Annotated in this window: 26 protein-coding genes and 1 riboswitch; of the genes, 4 read left to right on the plus strand and 22 right to left on the minus strand. The window is 44.0% G+C overall.

Annotation, left to right across the window (positions count from 1 at the left end; genetic code table 11):
* Window positions 1–204: 204 nt before the first annotated feature.
* Complete coding sequence (locus tag CSV61_RS10335) at window positions 205–651, minus strand: hypothetical protein (protein ID WP_099639163.1); 447 nt, start codon at window positions 649–651, stop codon at window positions 205–207.
* A gap of 128 nt (window positions 652–779) precedes the next feature.
* Between CSV61_RS10335 and CSV61_RS10340 the strand changes: the two genes are divergently transcribed.
* Window positions 780–1,661, plus strand: coding sequence for a MerR family transcriptional regulator (locus CSV61_RS10340; RefSeq protein WP_158233836.1), 882 nt, complete (start codon window positions 780–782; stop codon window positions 1,659–1,661).
* Here the strand turns inward: CSV61_RS10340 and CSV61_RS10345 are convergent.
* From CSV61_RS10345 to CSV61_RS10365, 5 genes are all read right to left on the minus strand, one after another.
* Window positions 1,658–3,061, minus strand: a complete 1,404-nt coding sequence (locus tag CSV61_RS10345) for a cryptochrome/photolyase family protein (RefSeq protein WP_143561089.1) — start codon at window positions 3,059–3,061, stop codon at window positions 1,658–1,660. The genes CSV61_RS10340 and CSV61_RS10345 overlap by 4 nt on opposite strands.
* Before the next feature lie 23 nt (window positions 3,062–3,084).
* Entirely contained in the window at window positions 3,085–4,818 is a 1,734-nt protein-coding gene (locus CSV61_RS10350) for a DUF2207 domain-containing protein (protein WP_099639166.1), read from the minus strand.
* A gap of 91 nt (window positions 4,819–4,909) precedes the next feature.
* Window positions 4,910–5,404: a DUF1648 domain-containing protein gene (locus tag CSV61_RS10355; protein ID WP_099639167.1), complete on the minus strand. Its 495-nt coding sequence runs from the start codon at window positions 5,402–5,404 to the stop codon at window positions 4,910–4,912.
* Window positions 5,405–5,420: 16 nt separating this feature from the next.
* Window positions 5,421–5,807, minus strand: coding sequence for a hypothetical protein (locus CSV61_RS10360; protein WP_099639168.1), 387 nt, complete (start codon window positions 5,805–5,807; stop codon window positions 5,421–5,423).
* Window positions 5,808–5,890: 83 nt separating this feature from the next.
* On the minus strand, window positions 5,891–7,087 hold the full coding sequence (locus tag CSV61_RS10365; RefSeq protein WP_099639169.1) for a class I SAM-dependent rRNA methyltransferase: 1,197 nt from the start codon (window positions 7,085–7,087) through the stop codon (window positions 5,891–5,893).
* A 406-nt stretch (window positions 7,088–7,493) separates the two neighbouring features.
* Here CSV61_RS10365 and CSV61_RS10370 point away from each other — a divergent pair, with 406 nt between their 5' ends.
* Entirely contained in the window at window positions 7,494–8,231 is a 738-nt protein-coding gene (locus CSV61_RS10370; RefSeq protein ID WP_099639170.1) for an MBL fold metallo-hydrolase, read from the plus strand.
* Between the two features lie 425 nt (window positions 8,232–8,656).
* Here CSV61_RS10370 and CSV61_RS10375 read toward each other — a convergent pair whose 3' ends face one another.
* The 10 genes from CSV61_RS10375 to CSV61_RS10430 form a co-directional block, all read right to left on the minus strand.
* Window positions 8,657–9,487, minus strand: a complete 831-nt coding sequence (locus CSV61_RS10375; protein ID WP_083034668.1) for an undecaprenyl-diphosphate phosphatase — start codon at window positions 9,485–9,487, stop codon at window positions 8,657–8,659.
* A 275-nt stretch (window positions 9,488–9,762) separates the two neighbouring features.
* Window positions 9,763–10,395: a response regulator transcription factor gene (locus tag CSV61_RS10380; protein ID WP_099639171.1), complete on the minus strand. Its 633-nt coding sequence runs from the start codon at window positions 10,393–10,395 to the stop codon at window positions 9,763–9,765.
* Entirely contained in the window at window positions 10,370–11,413 is a 1,044-nt protein-coding gene (locus CSV61_RS10385; protein ID WP_099639172.1) for a sensor histidine kinase, read from the minus strand. The genes CSV61_RS10380 and CSV61_RS10385 overlap by 26 nt, the downstream gene beginning before the upstream one ends.
* Window positions 11,410–12,111 carry a cell wall-active antibiotics response protein LiaF gene (liaF, locus tag CSV61_RS10390; RefSeq protein ID WP_099639173.1) on the minus strand — a complete coding sequence of 234 codons (702 nt, stop codon included), beginning with the start codon at window positions 12,109–12,111 and terminating at the stop codon, window positions 11,410–11,412. Before liaF ends, CSV61_RS10385 begins: the two co-directional genes overlap by 4 nt.
* A gap of 50 nt (window positions 12,112–12,161) precedes the next feature.
* The gene (locus CSV61_RS10395; RefSeq protein ID WP_099639174.1) at window positions 12,162–12,794 is read right to left on the minus strand and encodes a PspA/IM30 family protein; all 633 of its coding nucleotides are present in this window, start codon (window positions 12,792–12,794) and stop codon (window positions 12,162–12,164) included.
* Window positions 12,795–12,809: 15 nt separating this feature from the next.
* The gene (locus tag CSV61_RS10400; protein WP_099639175.1) at window positions 12,810–13,154 is read right to left on the minus strand and encodes a lmo0954 family membrane protein; all 345 of its coding nucleotides are present in this window, start codon (window positions 13,152–13,154) and stop codon (window positions 12,810–12,812) included.
* 1,015 nt (window positions 13,155–14,169) lie between these two features.
* Complete coding sequence (locus CSV61_RS10410) at window positions 14,170–14,631, minus strand: DinB family protein (protein ID WP_158233837.1); 462 nt, start codon at window positions 14,629–14,631, stop codon at window positions 14,170–14,172.
* Window positions 14,632–14,686: 55 nt separating this feature from the next.
* Window positions 14,687–15,049, minus strand: coding sequence for a hypothetical protein (locus tag CSV61_RS10415; RefSeq protein WP_099639178.1), 363 nt, complete (start codon window positions 15,047–15,049; stop codon window positions 14,687–14,689).
* Window positions 15,050–15,196: 147 nt separating this feature from the next.
* On the minus strand, window positions 15,197–17,395 hold the full coding sequence (locus tag CSV61_RS10420) for a sensor histidine kinase (RefSeq protein ID WP_099639179.1): 2,199 nt from the start codon (window positions 17,393–17,395) through the stop codon (window positions 15,197–15,199).
* Between the two features lie 156 nt (window positions 17,396–17,551).
* Window positions 17,552–18,241 (minus strand): response regulator transcription factor, encoded by a 690-nt coding sequence (locus CSV61_RS10430; RefSeq protein WP_083034657.1) that lies wholly within the window; start codon window positions 18,239–18,241, stop codon window positions 17,552–17,554.
* Window positions 18,242–18,537: 296 nt separating this feature from the next.
* Here CSV61_RS10430 and CSV61_RS10435 point away from each other — a divergent pair, with 296 nt between their 5' ends.
* Window positions 18,538–18,738: a hypothetical protein gene (locus CSV61_RS10435; protein WP_199173614.1), complete on the plus strand. Its 201-nt coding sequence runs from the start codon at window positions 18,538–18,540 to the stop codon at window positions 18,736–18,738.
* A 313-nt stretch (window positions 18,739–19,051) separates the two neighbouring features.
* Here CSV61_RS10435 and CSV61_RS16935 read toward each other — a convergent pair whose 3' ends face one another.
* Entirely contained in the window at window positions 19,052–19,228 is a 177-nt protein-coding gene (locus CSV61_RS16935; protein ID WP_099625366.1) for a hypothetical protein, read from the minus strand.
* A 370-nt stretch (window positions 19,229–19,598) separates the two neighbouring features.
* Here CSV61_RS16935 and CSV61_RS10445 point away from each other — a divergent pair, with 370 nt between their 5' ends.
* Window positions 19,599–21,089, plus strand: coding sequence for a glycine betaine uptake BCCT transporter (locus CSV61_RS10445; RefSeq protein ID WP_099639181.1), 1,491 nt, complete (start codon window positions 19,599–19,601; stop codon window positions 21,087–21,089).
* A 41-nt stretch (window positions 21,090–21,130) separates the two neighbouring features.
* On the opposite strand, the gene CSV61_RS10450 is transcribed toward CSV61_RS10445, so the two are convergent.
* The 5 genes from CSV61_RS10450 to CSV61_RS10470 all read right to left on the minus strand — a co-directional run bounded on the left by CSV61_RS10450 (window position 21,131) and on the right by CSV61_RS10470 (window position 25,773).
* Window positions 21,131–22,411: an O-acetylhomoserine aminocarboxypropyltransferase/cysteine synthase family protein gene (locus CSV61_RS10450; protein WP_099639182.1), complete on the minus strand. Its 1,281-nt coding sequence runs from the start codon at window positions 22,409–22,411 to the stop codon at window positions 21,131–21,133.
* Window positions 22,412–22,563: 152 nt separating this feature from the next.
* Window positions 22,564–22,667, minus strand: a riboswitch (SAM riboswitch).
* Between the two features lie 290 nt (window positions 22,668–22,957).
* Complete coding sequence (locus CSV61_RS10455; protein ID WP_083034653.1) at window positions 22,958–23,734, minus strand: sulfite exporter TauE/SafE family protein; 777 nt, start codon at window positions 23,732–23,734, stop codon at window positions 22,958–22,960.
* 57 nt (window positions 23,735–23,791) lie between these two features.
* The gene (locus CSV61_RS10460; RefSeq protein WP_083034652.1) at window positions 23,792–24,019 is read right to left on the minus strand and encodes a sulfurtransferase TusA family protein; all 228 of its coding nucleotides are present in this window, start codon (window positions 24,017–24,019) and stop codon (window positions 23,792–23,794) included.
* Window positions 24,020–24,076: 57 nt separating this feature from the next.
* On the minus strand, window positions 24,077–25,198 hold the full coding sequence (locus CSV61_RS10465; protein WP_099639183.1) for an MBL fold metallo-hydrolase: 1,122 nt from the start codon (window positions 25,196–25,198) through the stop codon (window positions 24,077–24,079).
* A complete protein-coding gene (locus CSV61_RS10470) occupies window positions 25,195–25,773 on the minus strand; it encodes a sulfurtransferase TusA family protein (protein WP_099639184.1) in 579 nt (192 codons plus the stop codon). The genes CSV61_RS10465 and CSV61_RS10470 overlap by 4 nt, the downstream gene beginning before the upstream one ends.
* Window positions 25,774–25,813 lie beyond the last annotated feature (40 nt).

Genomic DNA, 25,813 nt, shown 5'->3' on the forward strand with positions numbered 1-25,813 from the left:
TTTGACAGGAACAGAGGAAATAGATTGAATAAACGATGGTGTCTTACGCTTTTTAGTGATCCACATGTTGGAATTCTCCTTTTTCTTCTACTCACACAAACAACTGGCTATTTTCTATGCCGTTTAAACTTTGTACAATGTTAGGTTACAGTTGATTATACATAGTTCTATTCATAAATACTAGAATAATTGACTCGTATGCATCTATCTCATACTTTTTGATTTCCTGCTGATCAAAACTCCAATGAATAAGCCATACGCAGCGTGTCCCGCGATCCACCAAAACAGAGAAGTCGTGTTCGTGACTGTTGGCGTTCGGTCAGAAAATGAAGTCGTCGGATACAATACTAATCCGATGGCGACATTCACTAGAAAAGGGAAAAGAATCGCGTGGTTGCGGATAAAACCATTACTTTTATTATACAAAATCACCAGGATGATACAGAGCACGACCGAAACGATCAGATGGAAAAACACTTCAATCACTTCCGGAAATTGATACTCTTTTACGATGGGTATGTAATCTACATTCAATAATAATGTATACACTTTTTCTTCCGTGAACGACTGTATGACTTTCAAGAACAGAGCGAGAAAAATCCCTGTTACTATACCTATCCACGTACCTTGTACAATATGTGTAATTTTCATTTCGACACCGCCCTAGAATGTAAAATTAACAGATTTGACGTAACTCGTCAAATCTATGTATAATGTTAGTCAAGAACAACAAAACGGTGATAGTTCGCTCATTCTAGTACATAGAAAGGTTGATTGCTTTGAAGCCGTCATCTGAAACTCCTACCTATACAATTAAACAGGTTGCAGATCACACAGGCTTGTCGAGGCAAGTCTTGAGGAAGTGGGAAGAGCGCTATGATATCGTGATTCCACAACGTCTCGATAATGGCTATCGAATCTATCGTGACGAAGATATTCAGTTATTTTTACGGATGAAGCGTTATGCAGAAGATGGTTTTGCGCTATCGCAAGCAGCTGATATGGCAAAATCCCAGAAGAACTCCACTACTCCTTCAAATCCTGAAGAAATGTATGTAGAGGATACAGTGCGTGATTTATTGCGCCATGGTAAAAGGTGTGATGAGTTAGAGTTAAACTTCTCCTTGCAAGCCGCCTACCATCGATTAGGACTTGAACGGTATCTCCAGCAAATCGTCATCCCGTTTTTACAGGAGGTAGGCGATCACTGGGCAAGCGGTGAGTGGGATGAATATCAAGAGGCGTTGTCGAGTCTGGTCGTACGCGATCAACTCGTCCAACTACGGCGCAATTTTCACTATCGGGAAGACTCCCCCCTATTACTTGGCGCTTGTCTTCCTCATGAATCGCATGAAATTCCGGTGCATATTATTTTATTGCAATTGATGTTAAAAGGTTGGCGTACAGCGATGATTGGATCCTTACCGGCTCCGGGCGCTATCCAGTCTCTTGTAGAGAAGATTCAGCCAGCCAAAGTGTTGCTGTCGACATCCACTACGTTTCCATTTGAGAAAGATCCACAGATGATACTGGAGCTGGACGAGTTTGCAGGCCAACATCCTAGTACCGAATTTTATCTGGGCGGATACGGAGCATTCATGTGGGCGGATCAGCTGAATTTGCAACATATTCGCCTACTTGAATCGATTGAACATATTTAAATATTCTTACATGTATCATACGCTGCCAATGCACGTGCACGAGCAGCTCGATGATCAACAATTGGAGCAGGATAAGATGTACCTATCGTGATTCCTGCTGATTCCAACACGTCATTCGGTGCTTCCGCCGGTTGAAATACGTACTTTACTGGCATGTCCGTTAACTCGGGCAGCCATTTTTTTATATACCGCGCTTCTCCGTCGAATTTCTCCGCCTGAAGAATTGGATTAAATACTCTAAAGTACGGCGATGCATCAAAACCACTGCCTGCCACCCATTGCCACCCCATCGCATTGTTCGCTAAATCCAAATCTACCAGCGTCTCCTCAAACCACGCCATGCCTTCTCGCCAATCGATCAATAAATGCTTAATCAAAAAGGAAGCTACGACCATTCGCACACGATTATGCATATAGCCGGTTTCCCATAATTCACGCATTCCCGCATCGACTAACGGATAGCCAGTATGCCCTGTTTTCCACGCCTCTAGCTGATTGTCTGCAGTCTGCCACGGAAATTTTTCAAACTCCGGTCGCACAGGCTTCGTCAACATCTCCGGAAAATACAGTAGCTGATAATTATCGAAATCTCGCCACGCCAATTGTCGAATAAAAGCTTCCACTTGCTGATCGCCGACATCATCCGCAGCTGCTAACGCACCGTACCATAACGAACGTACGCTCACATTTCCCCAAGCCAAGTAAGGAGACAGCCGGGAAACACTAGATTGCGCAGGAAGATCCCGTCCCACTAAATAATCGTACAATCCACTATCTCGGAACGCTTCCCAACATTTTATCGCGGCTTTTTCGCCAGGTCGCCAATGATTCGCAAGCTTGTCATACCAAGGGTAATCCGATAACAGTCCCCATTCATCCGCAGGCAATGACTGTAGGGTAGCTGTAGACGGAACTAGTTCAGGAACTGCAAGCGGTGTCGCAATCGGTTCTTGGCGCAGTCGCTTCCAAAACGGTGTAAATACTTTATATGGCTGATTCGTTTTAGTAAATATCGCATCCGGCGCAACGAGTAAGGACCCTTGGAATGAACGCACTTGAACATGGTTTTTCTCACAAGCCTCTGCCACTTCACGTTCGGCCGCGCGGCTTTCCGGATCATATAATTCATTGAACACCAGCTGATCAGCTCCGCTTTCATCTAGTAACTTTATGAACTGTTCAACTGGCGATCCTTGTCTGACCACGAACTGAATCTGCTGTTCCGCAAAGCGCTCGATTAGTTCCAGCAAACTGTGATGTAACCACCAATCGGACGCTGCGTAACGCGTTTCCGGTAAAATGAAAACGGGCAACACTTCACCATGTGCTGCCGCCTCTACTAATGCCGGATGATCATGCAAACGCAGATCTTTTCGGAACCAAACTATTGTTTTACTCACTTTGTTCACTCCTTTAACTTCCTTTAAAACGCACCCGATCCTCCGCCACCACCGCCAGTTCCTCCTCCACCGCTACTGCCACTGTCACTGCTTGGAGCGTTGTTTGATACATTGGACGACGCTTGATTGAAAGAACCTGCGAGGAATACCGGATTATAGACCGCGCCCCCATAATAAGAGTTTTCATACTGCGCGTCCCCTGCATTCTGTCGATGTCTTTCTTCGTTACGGGTACGATGTTGATCAAGCAGCTTTTGGGCACTGACGAAATCCTGATAATATGCGTCCAGTTCAGGATGCTTCACGCCTACTCCGTAAATCAACACACGGAATCGATCATCAAGCGATAATCCTTCCCATTTCTTCGTGTCTAGTTCTTTCATCCATCGCTCCACCCCCTCCCATTCAAGTTTGAGCAAAGTCCCTTTAGCATTATACGGACTGTAAAACAACGCAAATCCGAATGCACTCAACGTCAAAATTCCCACTATCACTAGTGGCACATACAATTCATAATAAATAAAGGCGATCGCGAATCCGATGCCAAGCACACCAATCAAACTAAGGATTACGCGTTCTTTCGTAGTCTTGACCTTCAGTTCATATTCATTCAATTCCGCCTTTAGAAGATCTTTCCACATAACAAATTTCTTATCAAATGCTTCATAATTCTTCTGTTCTTTTGTGTAACTTTTCAACTCGCTCAATGTAAATTTTTGATCATGGCCAATTTGGAAAAACAACAGCTGAATCAGTTGCTTTTCGTGTTCTAATTGGACATTCGCATTGACCAACTCAAACTCTTCATCAGATAATTGTTTCACATGTCCTTTACGGACAAGATCCAGTAGCGCCGCAGACATTAGCTCGACGGAAGCTACTCCCTTCTTAAAAAGAAGTACTGCCGGTAAGCTCATATCATTCGTCGGAACATAGAAGCCATTCGACTCCATTTGATAGTTCGCTTCCTGAACGTATCTTTTCTTCCTAGCATTCGCAAAGAAACCAATCAAACCGACTCCGAGAATACCCACTGCAGCACTCACACTACCGACAATGCCCACAATCTTTTGGTTCTCAATGAACTCCTGACGTAGCCTAGCTGCTGTTTCCTGATCCTCTTTCACCGTCGGGCGGATATCATGATCTATTGCTGTCATTGCTGAAAATAAAGATGGCTCATAAATCACGCGAATATCGCCATTATCTCCTGCATGTACCTCTCCTACTGAAAATACGACCGTACCATCCGCTTGTACTTCTCCCGTCTCTTCCGCACTGTCATAACCTATGAACATTGCGTCAGACGCTTTACTAGGAGGCACGATAGTTATCGTCATATTGCCATAGTCGGTTTCATTACGACGGTCAAAAAATGGCCAGTGGAACTGTGCACCATCATTATACTTTTCCATTCCATTGCGAATGGTGTACTGCAAATCGAAGACAATGACTTCACTGTCTCCTTTTCGATGTACACGATATTCCGCGCCTCGCTTTTCAACTTCTAACTGTTTACCCTTTTCAGAGGCGGTAAAATCATCAATTGATGCTCCTCTTTTCGGTTGAATTTCGCGAATGATCCCGTTAAATTCACTGTCGAAGTCATACGTATGCTGCTCCCTAACTTGAACGGTACCATCTGCTTCCAACTGTGCGTTGATTTTCACATCTGAAATACTGAAATCTACAGCCCCGGCTGTCGTCGGCAACACAAGGAACGCGAGTAAACCGACAAGTAACAGTTTCCATTTCATAAAAAATCACCTCTTATCAGAAGTATACGATAAGAGGTGATCAATAGATTCATTTATTGGCAGAGTATTAAGTATTCGTTTCAATTACCCTTTATAATTTCATTACTTTATACAGATAAACACCCATCGAACCGAATAACAGGACAAGTATCGTGATAAAGAGAGGCATGTGTAATGAATCGATTCGGGCCAAAGCGATATCGGTCGTCTGCCATATTAAAAAGACAAATAATAGTGTCGAAATGTTTTTGGTGACATTCATAAATAGCACACCATAGCGGTACTGGATTTCTACGTTATCCGAACGTAAATTCAAGTAGTTATACGTATGCGGATACTTCTCTAATATCCCCATCCCTATCCACATGACTAGACCAATGACCGGTAACAGCAGTAATTCCATCCTCGAACCGTAACGGTCCACTTCCCCGTCCGCACCAAAATGCGCAGGAATACGATCCGGGAATTGATTCCATTGCAACATTAAATAGACGAGAGCCGCAGCGAATAAAGCGATAACCAACACATCGAACGCTTTTGCAACAACAGGTTTCTCTATGTCTAGCTTCGGTTTTTTCGTCTCCATACTCTCGCCACCTTGTCTATGATTCTGTTGCGCTCGTCATTTCAAATACATCAAAGACATTCTCTTTAATATTGAGTGAGATGATCTTGCCTTGTTTCTCATAGAAATGGATGGATCCTCTGCGGTCATCCATCATTTCTGTCCAACCCCATTCCTCGATCGTACGCAAGTAATGATCTGGCGGATTACCTTCGGCGTCGCCAATTCCCTTCAACTTATACTTCGCTGATTTAGAAATTTCCCCTACACAATCTTCCGCTTTCACTTCATACGCTTCTTTCGGAACAGGGAACCCTTGATTGATAATCGCCATGCGGTAGCCGTCTTCCTGACTATACACATTGGAACAGCCAGTCAGTACTAAGACAGATACCGCAGCCAACAGCGCAAGTAGTTGTTTCATACGTTTACCTCCCGTTTCACGACTTCATTAGATCCATCGTACTAGGAAATATGGCCATTGTCACCCAACGTTTTTGTGTCGAATTAACGCAACTTCTGCACAATAACGACTTTTAAATAATTAAATTCAGGATAGTCTCGTGGCGTACGGAAGTCTCTTGGTAATGTAGATTCTTCCAGTACTTTATAGCGAATATCCGTCTCTTTGAAAGCTTGCTCAATAAAGCCTTTGAACTTCTTCATACTGAAGCTTGCGTTATTCGTAGAAGCTACAATAATACCGTTCTTCTCCGTAACCGCAATCGCTTCTTTCATTAGCATAGGATAATCCTTCGCTGTACTAAATGTGTACTTCTTCGAACGCGCAAAGCTCGGCGGATCCAGTACAACTAATCCAAATTTCATGTCATGACGCTTCGCATAACGGAAATAATCAAAAACATCCATTACCTTAATATCCTGTTGCTCGTAATCAATCCCATTGACACTGAACTGCTCAATCGTCTTCGCCACACTGCGCTTCGCCAAATCCACACTCGTCGTCTTCACCGCACCACCTAGAGCAGCTGCAACTGAAAATGCCCCGGTATAAGAGAACGTATTCAACACTTCGCGACCTTCCGAATAATTGTCCCGAATGGCCTCGCGAACATCACGCTGATCAAGGAAAATCCCAGTCATCGCGCCATCATTCAAATCAATCGCAAAGTTCATGCCATTTTCCCTAATAATGATCGGGAAATCTCCTGGCGTTCCTTTAACAAAATCATCTTGCTCGACATACTGCCCCTTCGAATCAAAACGCTTTTTCTCATAGACCGCTTGATAATCCCCACGCTTATCCAACACATTATAGACATGGTGACGGAACGCATAAATACCTTCACTGTACCAACTCACCATATAATAGCCATCGAAATAATCGATCGTCAAACCACCGATCCCATCGCCTTCCCCATTAAACAAACGGTAAGCCGTCGTATCCGGATCATTCGCATACGCTTCACGACGCTCAAAAGCTGTAGCCATTTTCTGATCAAAGAAATCAAAATCAATCTCTTCACGTTCATTCGAAGTCAGCACCCAGCCGATTCCTTTATTTTGAATTCCATAATAACCCGTAGCCAAATACTTATGGTACCGATCCGTCAGACGAATCAAACTACCTTCCTTCGCCTGAATCTCACTAGTCATCACAGCATCCTTCAAAATCAAAGGATACCCCTTCTTCACAGCCACCGCGCCCTGTGCATTTAACTGTATTTCCACTAATTTACTCATATCGTCATCCTCAAAGTGTATTTTCTCCATTATCGCATGGATGACACAAAAGTGAAAGGTGGCGTTTAGAGTCGGCAGGCATAAGGCGAAGATGCGAAGCGGCGTTTTTTGCCGCACAGCAGCTTTGACTTATGACCCGAGACTCTGCCACCTGTAACTGGATGAACCAAAAGTGGAAGCGGCTCGTTAGGATCGACAGGCATAAGACGGGCTGGACTTGAGGCGCTCTTTGCCTCACGACCAGCACGACTTATGACCCGAGATCCTAGCCGCTGGAACTGGATGACACAAAAGTGAAAGGTGGCGTTTAGAGTCCGCATCTTAAAAGAACTACTTATTTTCACGACATTTACTCATCCTTCACTTACAATGAAAGTACTAAAATAACTAAACAGGAGGAACTCTTATGAATATCATCCCTTTAGGTATCTGGGGCGGCTACCCAAAAGCGAACAGCGCCACTTCTTCATTTCTCGTCGAACACGAAGGATTTCATTGCTTATTTGACTGCGGTAGCGGCGTACTATCTTCCCTGCAAAATCATATCGAACTGGACCAGCTCGACGCAGTCGTCATCAGTCACTATCACGCGGATCACATCGCGGACATCGGTAGCCTACAATACAGCCGCCTGATCCAGTATTATCTCGGACAACCGTCACCCGTCTTACCCATTTACAGTCACGCGCGAGACAAAGAGCAATTTGAGAGGCTGACATATAAAGAACAAACACGAGGAATCGAAATCCGGGAAAATCAATCCGTCCAAATCGGTCCATTTACCGTCACATTCTGTCCAACCATCCATCCCGTATACTGTCTCGCCATGAAGTTCACAGTAGACGGTCAATCCGCGGTTTTCACAGCCGACACGGAATGGTCCGACAAGCTCGTGACATTCTCGCAACACGCTGATATCGTATTCTGCGAGGCCAATCTCTACGAAGAACACCTCGGTAAAGCACCAGGTCACCTAGCCGGTAGTCAAGCAGGCGCATTGGCAGAGCAAGCAGAAGTGGGGCAACTCATCCTCACCCACTTGCCACATCATGGTGATATTAATGAAATAGTAAATGAAGCAAAGAAAACATTTAGTGGTTCGGCGGAAATTGCAGAAGTAGGAAAGACGTATGCAGTACTTTAAAACTGGAATAGTAAACTGTTGAGTATGAAGGGATTGCAACTCCAGATAGGGGACGCTTTCCCATGGGCCCGCGGTGAGCCATCGGGAGTCGCCCCTATCTTCCGTTGCAATCCTAACTATAGAGTGAAAAACGCATATCCCTTACTATCAATAGTATGTGAATGAATAAAAAACCTTGAACCTAGTTAAATCAAAGTTGGGTCAAAAACTAATAAAAAATAGATTACAATCCCTCATACAATGCACAATAGAAAGTGTATTCCACTCAGTTTACAAGGGATTGGTGCGGAGGAGGGGCGACTCCCAGAGGATCAGCTCACCGCGAGCCCTCAGGAAAGCGTCCCCTCCGCAGCGCCCATCCCCCATCCAACAGCCTTCTAGCACAAAAAAGACCTCTGCAACTACTGCAAAGGTCCTCTTACTTCTTATAAAAACACAATCACTGCCAAGATTGCTGCCAACACAATACGATAAATCGCAAACGGCATCAGCTTGACTTTCGAAATCAACTTCAGGAAGAAACGGATCGAAATCAGCGCGAATACAAACGCACTCAAGAAACCAACCACGTAAAACCCGATGGCATCCATCGACATATACTCCCAGTTCTTCAACACCGACACTAGACTCGCGCCCATCATAATCGGAACCGCCATGATGAACGTAAAATCAGCAGCCGTCCGGTGATTCATCCCGAACAACACACCTCCGGAAATCGTTGCACCCGAACGAGAGAACCCTGGCCACAATGACAAACACTGAACCAGTCCCACTGTAAATGCCTGTTTATATGTAATCTGATCCAACGTCTGTACCCGTGGCTTTTTAGGCCCAAACTTATCCGCGGCAATCATCAGCAATGCACCAGCAACTAGCGCATAAATAACCGTTTCCACGCCAAATAAATAATCATCGATCAAATCCTTGAACGCAAAACCGAAAATTACAGCCGGCAACATACCGACGATGACGTGCAGCAAGTTGAAGCGTTCACTCATCTTCACTCCGCTATCCACTTTATACAAACCGACTAAACTAAATAGACGTTTCCAAAATACAACGACTACAGCTAAGATCGAACCGAGCTGAATTACGATCTTAAACGTAATTGCGGGATATTTCCCAAGGAATTCTTCTGTCTTCAACCACATATCGTCGACAATAATCAAATGACCTGTCGAAGAAACGGGCGCGAATTCCGTCATTCCTTCTACGAATCCTAAAATTAGTGCTTTAATTAAATCAAATAATTCCATATGACTCTCTTTCCGCGAAGGCTTCCCTTCTGCTATTCTATTTTCTGTTATCCAGTTTACCATGACGCAACAAGTAGTGGATAAGTTTCGGACAGAATATTTTTATCCACATGTGCATACTTTTTATTTTTACATACAACTGAGTACTTATGCACATAGTGCGTGGATAGATTGTGGAAAAGTTAGTAATTTCAGATTATTATCGTTAGTAATGCTATTTATCCACAGTTGAGTCGTCTATTTACTAATATGCTGCAGCTTTTACTTGTAGACTATTATTCCGTTAATTTATTTTGAAACGCATAAATAACCGCCTGTGTGCGGTCTTGGACTTCCAATTTCGATAATAGATTACTGACGTGAGTCTTAACCGTTTTTAACGCAATGAATAGTTCATCCGCTATTTCCTGATTCGATTTACCCTTCGCCAATAGTAATAATACTTCTAGCTCACGTTCGGTTAACTCATCATGCAAGGCATGTGTCTGGCCGCCGCGCATTTTTGTCATCATTTTAGATGTTACTTCGGGCTCGAGCACAGTTTGCCCCTGCATCGTTTCCCTAATAGCATCCGCCACACGCTTCGCATTGGACGTTTTCAAAATATAGCTGACAGCCCCCGCTTCAAGTGCCGGATATAATTTATCATCATCGAGGAAGCTGGTAACAATAATTACTTTTGCTTCCGGCCACTTGTTGATAATCGCAGCCGTCGCCTCGGCACCATTCATAACCGGCATGACCATATCCATCAAAATAATATCCGGACGTAAATCGAGTGCTTTCACAACACCGACCTGACCATTTTCCGCCTCCGCAATTACTTCGATATCCGGCTGCATCTGCAAATACGTCGATACACCAATGCGCACCATTTCGTGATCATCTACCAACAGCACTCGAATCATCCGCCAGCTCCCCTTTCAAAATCGGTAATTTCACTTCTACGATCGTTCCTTGAGATGGCACCGAAACAATCTTACAACTGCCTCCGATCTCAATCGCACGTTCCTTCACATTCTGCAGACCATATGATCCGCCTTTACCGTCATCTTGTTTAAATCCAACCCCATTATCTTGCACGCGCAAAATCGCCAAACCATCTCGTTCGATCAATAAAATCTCTACTTCCGTCGCCTGCGCATGGCGAAGTGTATTCGATAACGTTTCCTGTGCAATACGGAATAAATGATCTTCCGCACCTTTAGACAACTCCATATCTTCTAATCGATGTGTAATATCGAACGTCACTTTTTCCTGTAGTTCATTCAATAACTCTTCGAGACCTTTCGCAAGCGTTTGGTTATGCAGTGCAGCCGGACGTAAGTGGAGAAGCAACGCTCGCATTTCTAGCTGCGCTTGCTGAACCATTCGTTCTACTTGCTGTAACGGCTTGCTGATCGGACCTTCTTCCTCCTGTTCGGCAAGTGCCGACAATAGCATGGACGCCGCAAACAATTGTTGCGACACCGAGTCGTGCAGTTCCCTTGCCAAGCGTTGACGTTCTTGAACGATTCGTTCTTCAATCATTTTATCTTGTGTCTCAACACGCTCATCCGTAATTTTACGCAAACTGTTTCGCTGCGCTTCAAGTACTTCATATAACTGTTCAATTGAACGGTTGGTCTGTTTTTTCATTTTATTCGAGGTGGTAAACTCTTGTTTAGCATACAAATCCTGCAGTTTCCCACTAATGATATTCTCTTTCGTTCTACTGTTCAGACTCATCCAGCTCGCAATTCCTAAACTGATGAGGAAAATCGTCGTGAACAACCAGGCAAGCAACGGCATATCCGCAGCTTCTGTATCAAGTAGCAAGCTCTGATATTCAGCGATGGATACATTAATGAACAGATAGAAAAAACCCGCGACAATCGTACTAAGCATCAACGTCATAAGAACGGTGCGACCAATGATTGCTTTCATTTTCTACGCACCTCCACATCGCCGATCCAAGTAAATATCGAAATAATCAACTCAGGATCATTCGGTCGCTTCGTTTCATAGCCTTCATGTTCCTGTATCGTTTCATTGAATAATTGCCGTGGAGCTTTGCCTAATATACTCGCTTCACCATACAACGTGGCATAATGAATGCGCACCGGGATATCATAAGGCAATTCAATACGCACTTTACCGAAATTTTGTCGAATCGAAATAAAGGAAGCTCCTTTAGGCAATACCGTATCTGTCACATCGACATGCACATCACCGAAAAAACCTTGTAGATGCATGTCTTCCCACTCATACGTCGAGAATGGCGTAGATTGGACAGAGAATAAGCGATTCCTCCACATCCCTTGCGATCGTCTAGCCCGAGGCTGTTGCAAATCCCCAAACACTTCACTAGCAGGCGTGCCTTTCCATAATTTCATGATAATATACAAGACAATTGCTAAAATTAGCAGACGTACACTCCATAAAGTCAAAAGCGCAATGACTATAAAGACGATACCTGTGATCGCTGTCCACTTTTCTCGTTTTCGATAACCATAATCGAGAAATCCCCAACCGAGAAGGAGGAAGATGACATTACCGTTCGAAAACAACATCGATTCGACGAATGCAATCGTCAAAAGAGCAAGAAAATATACTGAAACGTTAGTAGAATCCTTCTTAGCCATTCCATTCTCTCCCTTCTCGATAGAGGAAGCGCAATGCTTCCTCTTATAGTTTACACAATATCTTGCGTTTTTGCGTTAGTTTTCTCTAATGAATCTAGACGTTGCTCCATGGACGAGTGCGATTGTGGCGTTCTCGTTCCCCCACCTAGATTTTCAATGTACGAATGCAAGTCGTCAAGCGTTGAAAACGATGGATCCGGCTTGACGAATCGATCCATCTTTTCCTGCGCACGTGTCACATTCTCCTTGCCCATCAATTGCAACTGGCGAACGCGCATATCCTTTACGCGATGCTTCATCTCTTCAAACTTCCGTTCCAATGACAGTAACTCTTGCGTCGCGTCTTGGATGCTCGCAGACAAACGGGCAACTCGACCTTCATACGCTTCTACTTCTTCTCGTGCAAACGCGATTAACTCTGCATCTCCCGTCGCTTCAGCGAGCTCCAACTGACGACGACGTTTCATCGCCATCAAATCCGCATCCTGACATTCGTTTTCCAATTCTTCTTTCAGTCTGCCTTGGCGTTCCAGCAACTTACCGATTTCCGCTGTTTGCTTTTGCGCATCTAGGAAATACTGATTCAGTAGCTCTAGCGGATTTTCTTTCTTCTGTGGCTTATCCATCAAACTATTCAAATCTTCTTGTATCGTATATTTCACTTTGTGCCAAAATGCGTTCATAGTGCATCTCTCCTTTTATTTTGTCAATTCATTCCACTGCCGCTCGAAATTTGTGAACGGGTCGTTGGTTAGGACGTCCGGGTTTACATGGCGGTCATTCCATTTGCGATATACATAATAGATTCCAATCAATGCGATGATTCCAATGAATGCACCGATGTTTGAAATCGAGCTGATTACGCTGATGACCAAGATCGTCATCCAAAATACTTTCGCGAACATCGAGTGGCTTTTTCTCCAGTAGTGGTAGCTCACAAGCGCGATCACCCCTGTTACAGCTAAGGCGATGATGGGGCCTACGTTTATAGCTAAAATTAAACCTGCTACAATTCCTAGTACAACTAATCCAAATTTCTTCATGTTGATGTCCTCCCTTCATTTGTAACCTTAGTTTATAATGAATTCCGGTTTTCTCCGACGGTCTCGTAGCGGATTTCCTACTCAGACTTAAGGCTGAGTGCGAGTAGGTACCGAAACTGGAAACTGTTTTCGTGGAACGACTAGGCGGCTGCGGGTCTTTGTCACTTTTGGTTGGGGTCGTTGCTCGACTGGTCGTTGGGTACTGAAGTCTCTGAGTGTTCGTGTTCTAGACCCGCGCAGGCACGTGGGGGATTGCCTACAGCCAGGAGCCAGCTGGCGGTGGTGCTGCCAGTTGTCTCCTGGCCACGGCCTACCCCGCAGTTGTGCCTGCGCTACTGAGTGGTATGTATTTTGGTTGTGGTTCTTAGAATGATCAATTGCACTCCTAACCCTACCTGCAAGCGCAGTTGATAGAAAGACTAGGCAGCCGCGGGGCTTTGTCACTTTAGTTGGGGTCGTTGCTCGACTGGTTGTTGGGGACTGCATTCACTGAGTGTCTGCTTTCTAGACCCGCGCAGGCACGTGGGGGATTGCCTTCAGCCAGGAGCCAGCTGGCGATAGTGCCGCCAGTTGTCTCCTGGCCACGGCCTACCCCGCAGTTGTGCCTGCGCTACTAAGTGGTATGTATTTTGGTTGTGGTTCTAATAATAAAAGTATCTGCTACATCATGATATCTAGTACGTATTGCTTGCGAAAGAAGTCCACGAACTGCCCTACACTCGCTGCAACGAAGGCGCCTGCTGTGGTAGGCGTAGCGAAGAGACAGAGACAGGCGCACTTCCCTGTCTGTGGCTCATCGCGGGAGCCATCCACCAGCGCCGTAGTGGGGACAACGACTTTGCCGCTTAGATTGCCAGCTAAACCACAATCCCCTAATTGAACAGGAAAAAGAAAAGCACGTGCAAGAACCACAGCCGTACGCCGCTTATTAGGCCTGCTAAATAGAATTCCTATCTCCATACAAAAAAGCCGCTCAGGAAATCCACTGTGATTTCCTGAGCAGCTGTATTCTACTTTATTTAGTAACCTTTAGTAAACCATCTATCAAACCTGCATGCATACCTTCGTGCCATGTAAGAAGTTGTAAAACTTCCTCGACAGTTTCCATCGTAAGTAGCTTACCGATCGAAAGCGGGGTACTCAATCGATGCGCCAGCTGTTGTTCGGTCAGTTGCGAAATTCGCTTGCCTTGGTCTTTCATCGCAGCGACCAACTCCTCTTCTGACGGAGGAATACTCGGCCAGGTCGACGGGCTCGTTCCTGGCGCAAAAAATTCTGCCCATTCCGGCTTGTCGACTGGGTATTCATTCATTGCACGATTCAGAAAGTCTTCAGTAAATGTATAGATATGTCCTACATTCCATCGTATAGTATTAGAAAAACCTTCAGGTTGAGCGTCCCACGCGTGTTCCTCTGCTTGTTTAATACGGCTTAACGTATAGCCTCTTGCCATAGAAAACTGTTGCAATGTACCCATTCGTACCACCCTTTCTGTAAATCTAAAAACAGCCTTGCACGTAGGCAGGCTGACTTTACGATGGATTTTCGTCTTGCTTTTTGATATTTTTGTGCTCATTCCACTGGTCATGCGCTTCGTGGTTGTATTTACGATTATATTCTTCCTGATCTCCATATGGGAACATTTCACCCGGCGTCAGATCATGATAATTTTGGCTTGGGGATTTATTTTGACTGTAAGCGGAAGGTTTATGTTCTCCCGTTTCATCCTGTGCATTTTCTCTAAACGCAACACTTGAATCAGAATCTGCCGGATCGGCAAGAGGCAGTTCATCTGGCACTACTACATCTTCCACCACACACTGTTCCTCATTGATCTCTTCTACTTTCGGAGTTAGATCTTTTTTGTTTGGATACTTCCCGTCAACGATTGTCATATAACCATTCCTCCCTTTCATGCACTCCATAATGTATAGACCGCACTCTCTATACATACCCGTATTCGTCATAAACTAAACTAATTCCTTTTAAAAATCAAAAAAAGAGTAAGACAGGAATTTCCTCCCATCTTACTCCGCGTCCATTTACCCACTTACGACATCAATCGTCACTTTGAATAAATCTCCATCGACTTCTACTTCCATCCGGCCGCCATGCAGCTCGACAATAGATTGAGCAATAGCCAGTCCTAAACCCGAACCTTCCGTCTGTCTGGATTCATCGCCGCGCTTAAAGCGTTCTAACAATTCATCCGTAGTATCACCCAGTTCATATCTCGCCACGTTTTTCAACACAATGCGTGCAGTCGACCCCACTTGCTGAAGATTGACATATACTCTCGTACCTGGCAATGAATACTTCCATATATTGATGAACAGATTATCAAGTACTCTCCACCACTTTTGTCCGTCCACCATCGCGAAGATTGGTTCTTCAGGTAAAGTAGTTCGGATATGCAAATCTTGCTCAGCGAGTTCTTCCGCATGTTCTGCTAACGCTTGCTGGATCAACTGATTCAACTCTACACGTTGCTTCACCATTTCCAAATTGCCGCTTGCCATTTTTGATACTTCGAATAAATCTTCAATGAGCGTTTTCAAGCGCTGTGATTTCTGATCCAGAATGCCGACGTACTTCGCTCGTTCTTCCGCAGTTAACGTCTCATCTTTCAATAAATCGGTATACGTAATAATGGAAGTAAGCGGTGTCCGTAAGTCATGGCTGACATTCGTGATCAGCTCCGTTTTTAACCGTTCACTTTTCGCTTGTTCATTGATCGACACACGAACTCCTTCGCGAAGATTGTTCAAGTTCGCGGCATGTTTTGCAAGCTGCGAATTACCTTTGACCGGTATCGCCTGCGTCAGATGCCCCGCCGCCATATCGTTCGTTGCAGCCAATATGCGATTCAAATAGGCTGTTTTTTTCACGAAAATGAATACTGCGGGTAGCGCGACAAATAATACACAAAAGGCGTAAATCACGATAAGCACTGGGTTCATGAATCCACCAACCAAGCCTACGCCAGCAAGGAAAAAGATCATGAGTAATAACGATAACTGTACACCGATCGTACGATTACTGAACGTGTCCCTAATATCTTTGGCAAATTGCATAGTAAAACTTTCACGCCAATCTTCCATCAGTTGCCCAGGTTCGCGATATAGCCTAAATAAATGAACAGCCTGAAACGCCAACAACGCGGTAAACAGTACACCGATCAACAAGAAACTGACGCCTATATTACTGATCGTCCCCAAGCTGACGTATCTAAACTGATTGAAAATGTTGAAGATCGCTGATTCGATGTATAGTGTCAGTATAAAAGCAGTCAGCAGTAAAAGAACTACTTTCACGTCTAGTTTCCAGCGTGAATACGCAGCAGCCAACCTTGACTGAAGCACCCATTCTTTCTGAAACTTCATCACGGTAAACAACGCCACAAGGGCAAAAAAACCGAGAACCCAGAAAGCGTATAACAGATACTTTCCACGGATGAATTGATCGTTTTCCTTGGCCATATCATTTAACGCCGTCGCATCCGATGGAATTATAATGGTTCCTTCAAAATATTGAGGAGGGTTGCTAATGCCTTCCACATCGTCATCTGTGAACATCGATTGTTGTTCCAAGGAATAGTCAGAGTATCCATTGTCATACACAGCCGAGTTCGCCTTAAAATATCCTGTCGCATCCGTAAATTGTTGTTGGAAAAGTGACGTAACCTCAACATCTCCTCGAGTAAATCGTTCACCCGTTTCAACATTCACGAGATCATAGGCAATGGGAATATTCGTTTGCCGATTATTTTCAGTTTCTTTAATCTGACGCGCTAAAGCTTTTGCTTTTTCCGAACGGATTTTATCTTCCACATACTGATCGCTTTCAAAGTTCTTTTGGATATCTTCTAGTTTCGTATTTCGCTCCTTGACTAGAGCCAATAATACCGTTTCATTTTTCTCACTTTTCGCTTCTGCAATTCGTTCTGCATATTGTTGCTGGATATTATCGAGCTGTTCAGAAAGCGTACCGTATCGCTGTCGGTATTCTTCAATTTCATCTCGCGAGACCGTTAATTCCTTCTCCGCTTTTTTCAAGTCGACTGGATTCAGTACGGTAGCCGACAGATTATCATATACTTGTTCCATTCTGTAGGTAAAATCTTCTTGGTCGGTAAATGACTTACCAACAAGTTGCGGTGCATAATGAATAATGGACGGCAATGCGATCAATACCAGTGTCACAAGTGCGGACCAGATGGCCAGTTTTATATTTTTATTCATCACACGGCTCCCCCTTGTATAATTCGTCTAAAGTAATCGGTGGCCATACTTAATCTTTCCCACCCCTCCACGAACAGGTCGACCGTAAATGAGGCACAATATACCAGACTTCCCAGCGCTAGCGTAATAGCTATAAGTGACCCAACCAAGCCGTTTCTATTTTTCGATTTTATAGCCAACGCCCCACACCACCTTCACATACCGCGGATTTTTCGGATCCGCTTCAATTTTCTCTCGTATTTTTCGTATATGCACTGCTACGATATTTTCTGCGTTATATGCCTGTTCATTCCACACGCGTTCATATATTTCGTTAATTGAAAATACACGTCCCGGATGTTTCATCAGTAACTCCGTAATTTTGAATTCAATTGGCGTTAACCGAACCGGTGTCCCATCCACTGTCAGCTCCTTCTCTTCTTCATTCAAAACTAGGCCATTGACTTCAATGACTTTTTGGCCTTCATATGTTCCGAGCTGCACGTACCGACGGAGTTGCGACTTCACTCGAGCCATCAACTCCAGCGGATGGAATGGCTTCGTCACATAGTCGTCTGCACCTACCGACAAACCATGAATTTTATCCGAGTCTTCCACTTTCGCACTCAACATGATAATGGGAATGTTTTGCATTTCCCGTATTTTGAATGTTGCGGTGATCCCATCCATATTCGGCATCATAATATCTAAAATCAATAAATGGATTTCATTCAACGCCAGTAGCTCTAGCGCTTCTTGACCATCTTTCGCTTTCAGTACACGATACCCTTCATTTTTCAAATAAATTTCAATTCCCTCGCGAATTTCCTTATCGTCATCCGCCACAAGCACTGTAAATTCTGCCATGTACGTCACCCCGTCTCACTAATAACTTCATTCTATCACCCCACTCTTAACAAAGACTGAGGATAAATATGAAGAAATTCTTAAGAAGTTTTCGAATGAATTCATTTGCGCTCATTAAACTGCTTCAACCGCTCTTAAAAATCCACAAGTGCTCATAGAACTTCGACAACCGCTCTATCGTGCCACACAAGCGCTCATAGAACACATCCAACCGCTCTATAAACCGTCACAACCGCTCATAACTGATGTATAATCTTCAATCAGAATGCCACACTCTTGTCATGGAGGTGGCGAATATGCCTAACAATGAGAAGAACAAGAACAACAAGAAGAACAACAAGAATACTGAGAACATGCGCGAGGAATATGGTTTTGGATATGATTTAAGTCCTGACGATTTTGACGTGATTGGACAGAACGATGCGGCGAAGAAAAAGAATGCCAATTCGAAGAAAAACAAGCAAACTGAAGGTAATCAACCGTTTAATCCTTCGTAATTTTCGGTGGAGAAGGCACCGACGTCAAACACAATCATTCGTTTTTCATTTATCACACTCAAAAAGAGCAGCCAATTTTGGCTACTCTTTTTGTGTGTATATATAGAAGTTATCTCGGCCGTTCATATAGCAATCCACACTTCCGCTGAATGCGCTGTAAGATTTTCATCCAACTAGCTCTAGAACAAAAGAGGACGTTTGACCAACGTCATATAGAAATAAGAGCCTTTGAATAATTCATCCGGCGTCCCACCTGCTACGATTTTTCCGTCAAACATCCAGTACATCGTGCGCTATATACATGAATGGATGCTTACAGCTCCTGATAATCCCGCTGATAGACTCCGCCGTCTTTCACTTCTGCATGGTAAAGTGCTTTCAATGCAAAGCTTTTCTCTAGCTCATGCTCTTTCATAATTTCTTTCAATCGTCTGTTTAACTCTGGGCTATGCTTTACGAGCTGTAGCATCTTAGGTTGTGAATATTGCATGAAAAATTCCCTCCTCATTTCATTTGTTTCTATAGTATAACATGGCCACAGTTCTTGTTGTATGAAAGGAAATCGTTCCTCTGGCTGGAAATTACCCCTACGTTTCATGTATACTGTCACAAGTACGGGCTGAGCATTCTATGCGAGTAGATGAATTGCACTACGAAACCAACTTACATATTGGACGAGAAGGAATTTTCTCGTCTTTTTTATTTTCACTTCTGATGACATTGTCAACACATTGTCATGTTCCAAGCGTTTACACGAATGATTAAAAGGGTATTTTAAAGTGTATGTGTGCAATTTTATTCTACGACTTTGATTATTTACTTAGTTCATTTCACAAACTACATTTACATAAGGAGGACCTATGAGAAAAGTTTCATCAACATTTTATATTACATTAGTAGCTGTCGTATTGGCAGTCGGTTATGGTGTAATCGCTCCTGAACACTTTGAGGCGATCACGCTCAATATAAGGAATCTCATTTCAGATTCATTCGGCTGGTATTACTTACTGACAGTTTCTATGCTATTCTTCATTTCAGTCTATTTGATATTCAGTCCGCTCGGCAGGATTCGATTGGGGAAAGATAGTGACAGGCCACAGTTTTCCATGTTTTCTTGGCTCGCCATGCTATTTTCCGCAGGTATGGGAATTGGACTCGTGTTCTATGGAGCTGCGGAACCTCTCTCACATTATGCGGTAAGTTCAGCTACTGCACCTGTTGGAACAAAAGAAGCGTATAAAGAAGCGATGCGTTCAACATTTTTCCATTGGGGCTTCCACGCTTGGGCTATATATGGTATGACAGCTTTAGCCCTGGCATACTTCCAGTTCCGCAAAAACCAGCCTGGTTTAATCTCCTCCACACTTCGCCCGATTTTCGGTGATCGCGTAGATGGCAAACTCGGAACCGTAATTGACGTCTTTGCAGTTTTCGCTACTGTTTTCGGTGTCGCCACGTCACTCGGATTTGGAGCGGTCCAGATTAATGCTGGATTGAATTACTTATTCGGTGTTCCAATCGGTTTCTGGTCTCAGTTTATTATTATTGCGATCGTGACTGTATTATTCTTACTATCCGCTTGGAGCGGCCTTGGAAAAGGGATTCGTATTTTATCCAATACCAATATGGTATTAGCTCTTACTTTGTTGGTCTTTATCATTGCACTCGGTCCAACATTGCTGATTTTCAATATGTTCACTGATTCTATTGGCGGATATTTAGAAAACCTCATTCGTATGAGTTTCCGCACAGCACCACTTACACCTGAAAATCGTTCATGGTTGAATGACTGGACACTATTCTACTGGTCTTGGTGGATAGCTTGGTCACCATTTGTCGGTATGTTCATTGCCCGTGTTTCAAAAGGAAGAACAATTCGCGAATTCATGATCGGTGTGCTCGTCGTACCGACTGTATTGAGTGCAATTTGGTTCTCAGCGTTTGGTACAACAGCTATTGAAACACAAAAGCAAGGTATTATCGATTTAGCCTCTACTGCAACAGAGTTGACAATTTTTGAGATGTTCAGTGGATTACCTTGGTCATTCGTCATTTCAGTTGTCGCAATTTTGCTGATTACTTCATTCTTCATTACGTCAGCGGATTCGGCTACATTCGTACTAGGTATGCAGTCGTCATATGGTTCATTGACTCCACCTAATAACTTGAAAATCGTCTGGGGCGTCATTCAGTCCTCCATCGCGATTATTCTATTATATGTTGGTGGTTTGGATGCACTTCAAAACGTCATTATCATAGCCGCCTTACCATTCTCCATCATACTGATTATGATGATCACCTCGCTTTTCAAATCTTTAAAGGAAGAGCGAAGAAAAATCAAACGAAAATAAAAAATGAACACTGCGCACATGCGTAGTGTTCATTTTTTGTATTAGTTGACAGCTTTTTCGATTGCTTGTTTCAAATCTGCGATCATATCGTCTACTGACTCCAACCCTACTGACAAGCGGATCAGCTCTTCGCTAACGCCTGAGTTTTTCAAGTCTTCCACAGACAGCTGCTGATGAGTAGTAGATGCCGGATGTATGATTAATGACTTGGCATCTCCTACGTTTGCTACATGAGACCAAATTTCGACATTGTCGATCACCTGTCTCCCAGCATCGCGTCCACCTTTGATACCGAAAACGATAATTGAGCCATACCCGTTTTTTAAATGTTTGTTGGCCAATTCCGCTGTTGGATGATCGTCTAGACCCGTATAGGTTACCCATTCAACTGCTGGATGATCCTGCAGGAATGCCGCGACTTTTTGTGCGTTTTCATTATGGCGTGGTACACGTAAATGAAGTGTTTCTAAACCTTGCAACAAGTTGAATGCACTGTCCGGTGACAGGCATGGGCCAAAGTCTCTTAGCAATTGCACGCGCAGTTTCGTTGCGAAAGCTGCAGCAGCCGTGTCGATTCCGTAACGTAAGCCATGATATGATTCATCCGGCTCTGTAAAGCCAGGGAACTTACCTTGTGTCCAATCGAATTTCCCCGCGTCCACTGCCACACCACCGATAGTCGTACCGTGTCCGCCAATCCATTTCGTCGCCGAGTGAATGACTACATCCGCTCCGTATTCGATTGGATTTGACCCATAAGGAGAAGGGAATGTATTGTCTACGAGCAACGGAATTCCATTTTCATGTGCAATGTTCGCAATAGCTTCCACGTCAAGGACTTGCAAGCTCGGGTTACCGATTGTTTCTGCAAACAATGCTTTCGTTTTATCCGTAATGGCTGCTTCAAAGTTTTTCGGATCAGATGCGTCAACAAATTTCACTGTGATGCCATAGCGCGGTAATGTCACAGCGAATAAATTGTATGTACCTCCGTAAAGATTGCTCGCTGCAACGATTTCATCACCTGTTCCAGCAATATTGAGAATAGAGAATGCAATGGCCGCCATACCCGAAGACAATGCAACTGCTGCCGTTCCGCCTTCTAGCTGTGCGACACGCTCTTCAAAGACAGCTACTGTCGGGTTGGTAATTCGTGTGTAGATATTGCCTGCTTCTTTCAAGCCAAATAGATTTTGTGCGTGTTCTGTGTCTCTGAATACATAAGAAGTCGTACGATGAATCGGTAAAGCCCGTGAACCTGTTTCCGGATCCGGTTTTTGCCCTCCGTGTAATAGTATCGTTTCTGGCTGTAAATTCGTCATATCCATTCCCCTTTTTCATGTATTGATGGAACACCGAGACGCCTCGAATATCTTTTCTTTAGGACTAGACAAGGAACACGTGGGTGTGATTCACTATATAGAAAAAGCCCATCTTCCATAATAAGAAGAGGGCTCTGCTTTCGCTCATTCCCCCCTTATCTTCCAAACTGCCGAGAGTTTGTAGGAAGTAGCACCTTTGCTTTCGCCGGTTGCCGGGCATCACAGGGCCTAATCCCTCCGCCGCTCTTGATAAGAGTGTGTCTATTCGTTTTCCATCGTTGAAAAATAGTATACGGCTATTCCTAGTCTATTGCAAGGGTTTATTAATAGAATCTTTAGAAAGCGGTGTTATTTCTATCGTCTAGAGCTTGGACTAGGAAGGTTTTGTTGATCTCGAATGATAGCATTATGTAAAGACTCCCTCATTTACTAAACGACAGCCAGCCGCAAGTGCTGAAGTGAGTTCCCTGATGTTTCCACTTATGATTTCACCAAAAAATCGCCAGCAACACGTTTAGTGAACGATGTGCTGACGATCCTATTTGGTTAGAATATGTCCCACCAGATTTTCACGGCGGAGGCCATGATGAGTATGGCTAGAATGCTTTGTAATACTTTGGTGTTTACTTTACGACTGACTTTTACACCGATCGGCGCTGCAATGATGCTTGCGACAATCATGACGAGCGCCGGTCCATAAGGTACTTGACCTGTTAGGAGCTTGCCTGATGCCGAGCCCACAGATGACAATAGCGTAATTGCAAGGGACGTAGCGATCGTAACGCGTGTCGGTATCTTTAGTATCACGAGCATAATCGGCACCATAATGAATGCACCGCCAGCTCCGACAATTCCAGCTGCCAAACCGACGATAAAGGCCGCACTGGAAGCGATGAAGCGATTAAATGTAATTTCATCAATCGGCTGATCGTCGAGACCCTTTTTAGGAATGAACATCATAATTGCCGCCATAACGGCTAAAATACCATAGATGATGTTAACCGTCGCTTCTGCTAGCATACTAGAACCAGCGCCGCCGATCACACTGCCGACTAATACACTGATTCCCATATAGAGGACAAGTGGTTTCAATATTAAGTTACTCTTTCTATACGCGAATACTCCTGAAAGTGATGCAAAAAACACTTCAACTGCAGTAATTCCAGATACTTCATGTGGTGTAAACGCAGCAAAGCCAAGTAACGCAGGAATAAATAACAACATTGGATATTTGACAATTGCACCGCCAATTCCCATCATACCCGAAAGGAATGAGCCAACGAAGCCAATGAGAAAGATTGTAATAATAAATGGAATCGTCATGATGTTCTCCCTTCTTCCTGATGAAAGAGGGAGATAACCATTCCCTCTACCCTTAGTTTATCCTTTTTGGATCCAGAATTTAAAGACATCTGACTCTTGTTGTTGATCTTTTATTTCATGATTACCAGAAGCCGCCCATGCAGTCAGATCGGACACTGAACCTTTGTCTGTTGTATGGATTTCAAGAATGTCCCCTGCTTGCAAGTCTTTCATGGCTTTCTTTGCACGTACGATCGGCATTGGGCATGCCAAGCCTTTAGCGTCTAAAAATGTTGTTGTATTCATATATATCTTCTCCTTTTAATTTGGGTTTTAGTGTTCATTATCCATTTAACTAACTATTTACCGTACCGCACAGCGATTCGGACCAATCTCCATCTCGCGTTGCGTTTCCACGTCAGGCTGGATCTTCCCCATATTCATCTGGCGAATTTCCTGATAAGCGTTTGGCTGTGGTGGCAAGTTATCAGTAACTAATTCTCTAAACTCTTTTTCATCTTGAATATTCAAGCCATGATTTGTTTCATACAATACGCTAAGCTTCTCTGCCACGCTACCATCTTCATTCAACTCATCTATTACCATAAAGTGAGCTGGCAAGACGATTAAGTCCTCTGATATTTTTTTGTAGCGACTATATAAAGACTCGCGTAAATCACTTACCCAATCCTCCGCTAAACCCGCTAAATCTGGACGTCCAATCGAATCAATAAACAGAATATCACCTGTCATTAAATAGCTCTCATCGACGATAAATGAAGTCGAACCAATGGTATGTCCTGGCGAATAAAGTGCTTGAATATCAATTTTCGTATCACCTATCTGAATACATGTATCACCTTCTAACGCTGCATATTCAAATACTGCCTCTTCTGCATCTTTCGGAGGCAACCAATATGTTGCACCCGCCGCTTCTGCGATCTGACGACCACCCGAAATATGATCAGCGTGCAAGTGCGTATCCAGTACGTTTGTGATCTTGACGCCGTGTTTCGCAGCAAAATCCACGTACACATCCGTCATACGTGTTGCGTCTACGATTGCCGCTTCTCCACCCGACATGATCATATACGAAAGACACCCTTTACCAAGACGGACGAATTGATAGAGCTCGCCACCCGATTTCAAATCGGCAATTTTTACCGGTTCAAGATACTCGCTCCACGCTTTCATCCCACCTAAAAGGTAACCTACAGAGAATCCTGCTTCTTCCAGGATTTCCGCCACCATGATGGACGAGCCTTCTTTTGCACAGACAACTAGGATCTCTTCATCCTTTGGCAACTGGCCTTCAATATCTTCAATGCCATCCAATAAATCAAAGTACGGTACATTCAAATGGCGCACTTGCTCCCCTTCAATTTTCCAATCTTCAAATGCGCCTTCATTTCGCACATCCAAAATGAATAATGATTCTTTCGCCATAACGCGCTTCGCTACTTCACTTGATTGAATGATTCTCATTTATTCATACCCCCTGTTGTATTTTCCGTCTCGCTATTCCATTCCGACATGCCAGGAAGTACATTCGTGACACGTTCAAATCCATTTGCGACTAGTTTCCGGCATGCCATATCACTGCGATTACCTGTTCGACATACTACGAAGATCTTGCTGTCTTTACTCAAGTACGCCATGCGTTCACCCAACTGGCCAAGAGGTATAGATAGGGCGCCAGGTATGTGAGCAAATGCATATTCAGCTTCTTCACGAACGTCTAGTAGCACAGCGTCAGGGTGTTGCAGCTGTTCCATTAAGCGATCATTGTCGACTGTAAATGGATATTCTTTTTGCGACTGATCTTCCTGGCCTGCTTTTCGTACGAAATGGCGCCATACATCCGCTTCCTTCACATTCCCAACGTATTGATGACCAGCACTTTCCGTCCACGCCTGTAAATCTGCAGTAGTACCTGAATCTGTCGACTGGACTTCAAGCACTTGGCCGTCTTCCATGTCTTTCATCATCTTTCTCGTCTTCACAATCGGCATCGGACAAGCAAGACCTTTTGCATCTAACACATTATCTGACTGAATCATTGTATTCCTCCTATACACCCTAGGGTATCCATTTTAAGAA

The sequence above is a fragment of the Sporosarcina sp. P3 genome (assembly GCF_002743415.1).
Lineage (GTDB): Bacteria > Bacillota > Bacilli > Bacillales_A > Planococcaceae > Sporosarcina > Sporosarcina ureae_A.

Coding starts and splice junctions, on each gene's coding strand:
- CSV61_RS10335 (WP_099639163.1), bottom strand. CDS start 651: ATGAAAATTACACATATTGTACAAGGTACGTGGATAGGTATAGTAACA.
- CSV61_RS10350 (WP_099639166.1), bottom strand. CDS start 4,818: ATGAAATGGAAACTGTTACTTGTCGGTTTACTCGCGTTCCTTGTGTTG.
- CSV61_RS10355 (WP_099639167.1), bottom strand. CDS start 5,404: ATGGAGACGAAAAAACCGAAGCTAGACATAGAGAAACCTGTTGTTGCA.
- CSV61_RS10360 (WP_099639168.1), bottom strand. CDS start 5,807: ATGAAACAACTACTTGCGCTGTTGGCTGCGGTATCTGTCTTAGTACTG.
- CSV61_RS10365 (WP_099639169.1), bottom strand. CDS start 7,087: ATGAGTAAATTAGTGGAAATACAGTTAAATGCACAGGGCGCGGTGGCT.
- CSV61_RS10370 (WP_099639170.1), top strand. CDS start 7,494: ATGAATATCATCCCTTTAGGTATCTGGGGCGGCTACCCAAAAGCGAAC.
- CSV61_RS10375 (WP_083034668.1), bottom strand. CDS start 9,487: ATGGAATTATTTGATTTAATTAAAGCACTAATTTTAGGATTCGTAGAA.
- CSV61_RS10380 (WP_099639171.1), bottom strand. CDS start 10,395: ATGATTCGAGTGCTGTTGGTAGATGATCACGAAATGGTGCGCATTGGT.
- CSV61_RS10385 (WP_099639172.1), bottom strand. CDS start 11,413: ATGAAAGCAATCATTGGTCGCACCGTTCTTATGACGTTGATGCTTAGT.
- liaF (WP_099639173.1), bottom strand. CDS start 12,111: ATGGCTAAGAAGGATTCTACTAACGTTTCAGTATATTTTCTTGCTCTT.
- CSV61_RS10395 (WP_099639174.1), bottom strand. CDS start 12,794: ATGAACGCATTTTGGCACAAAGTGAAATATACGATACAAGAAGATTTG.
- CSV61_RS10400 (WP_099639175.1), bottom strand. CDS start 13,154: ATGAAGAAATTTGGATTAGTTGTACTAGGAATTGTAGCAGGTTTAATT.
- CSV61_RS10410 (WP_158233837.1), bottom strand. CDS start 14,631: ATGGGTACATTGCAACAGTTTTCTATGGCAAGAGGCTATACGTTAAGC.
- CSV61_RS10415 (WP_099639178.1), bottom strand. CDS start 15,049: ATGACAATCGTTGACGGGAAGTATCCAAACAAAAAAGATCTAACTCCG.
- CSV61_RS10420 (WP_099639179.1), bottom strand. CDS start 17,395: ATGAATAAAAATATAAAACTGGCCATCTGGTCCGCACTTGTGACACTG.
- CSV61_RS10430 (WP_083034657.1), bottom strand. CDS start 18,241: ATGGCAGAATTTACAGTGCTTGTGGCGGATGACGATAAGGAAATTCGC.
- CSV61_RS10435 (WP_199173614.1), top strand. CDS start 18,538: ATGCCTAACAATGAGAAGAACAAGAACAACAAGAAGAACAACAAGAAT.
- CSV61_RS16935 (WP_099625366.1), bottom strand. CDS start 19,228: ATGCAATATTCACAACCTAAGATGCTACAGCTCGTAAAGCATAGCCCA.
- CSV61_RS10445 (WP_099639181.1), top strand. CDS start 19,599: ATGAGAAAAGTTTCATCAACATTTTATATTACATTAGTAGCTGTCGTA.
- CSV61_RS10450 (WP_099639182.1), bottom strand. CDS start 22,411: ATGACGAATTTACAGCCAGAAACGATACTATTACACGGAGGGCAAAAA.
- CSV61_RS10455 (WP_083034653.1), bottom strand. CDS start 23,734: ATGACGATTCCATTTATTATTACAATCTTTCTCATTGGCTTCGTTGGC.
- CSV61_RS10460 (WP_083034652.1), bottom strand. CDS start 24,019: ATGAATACAACAACATTTTTAGACGCTAAAGGCTTGGCATGCCCAATG.
- CSV61_RS10465 (WP_099639183.1), bottom strand. CDS start 25,198: ATGAGAATCATTCAATCAAGTGAAGTAGCGAAGCGCGTTATGGCGAAA.
- CSV61_RS10470 (WP_099639184.1), bottom strand. CDS start 25,773: ATGATTCAGTCAGATAATGTGTTAGATGCAAAAGGTCTTGCTTGTCCG.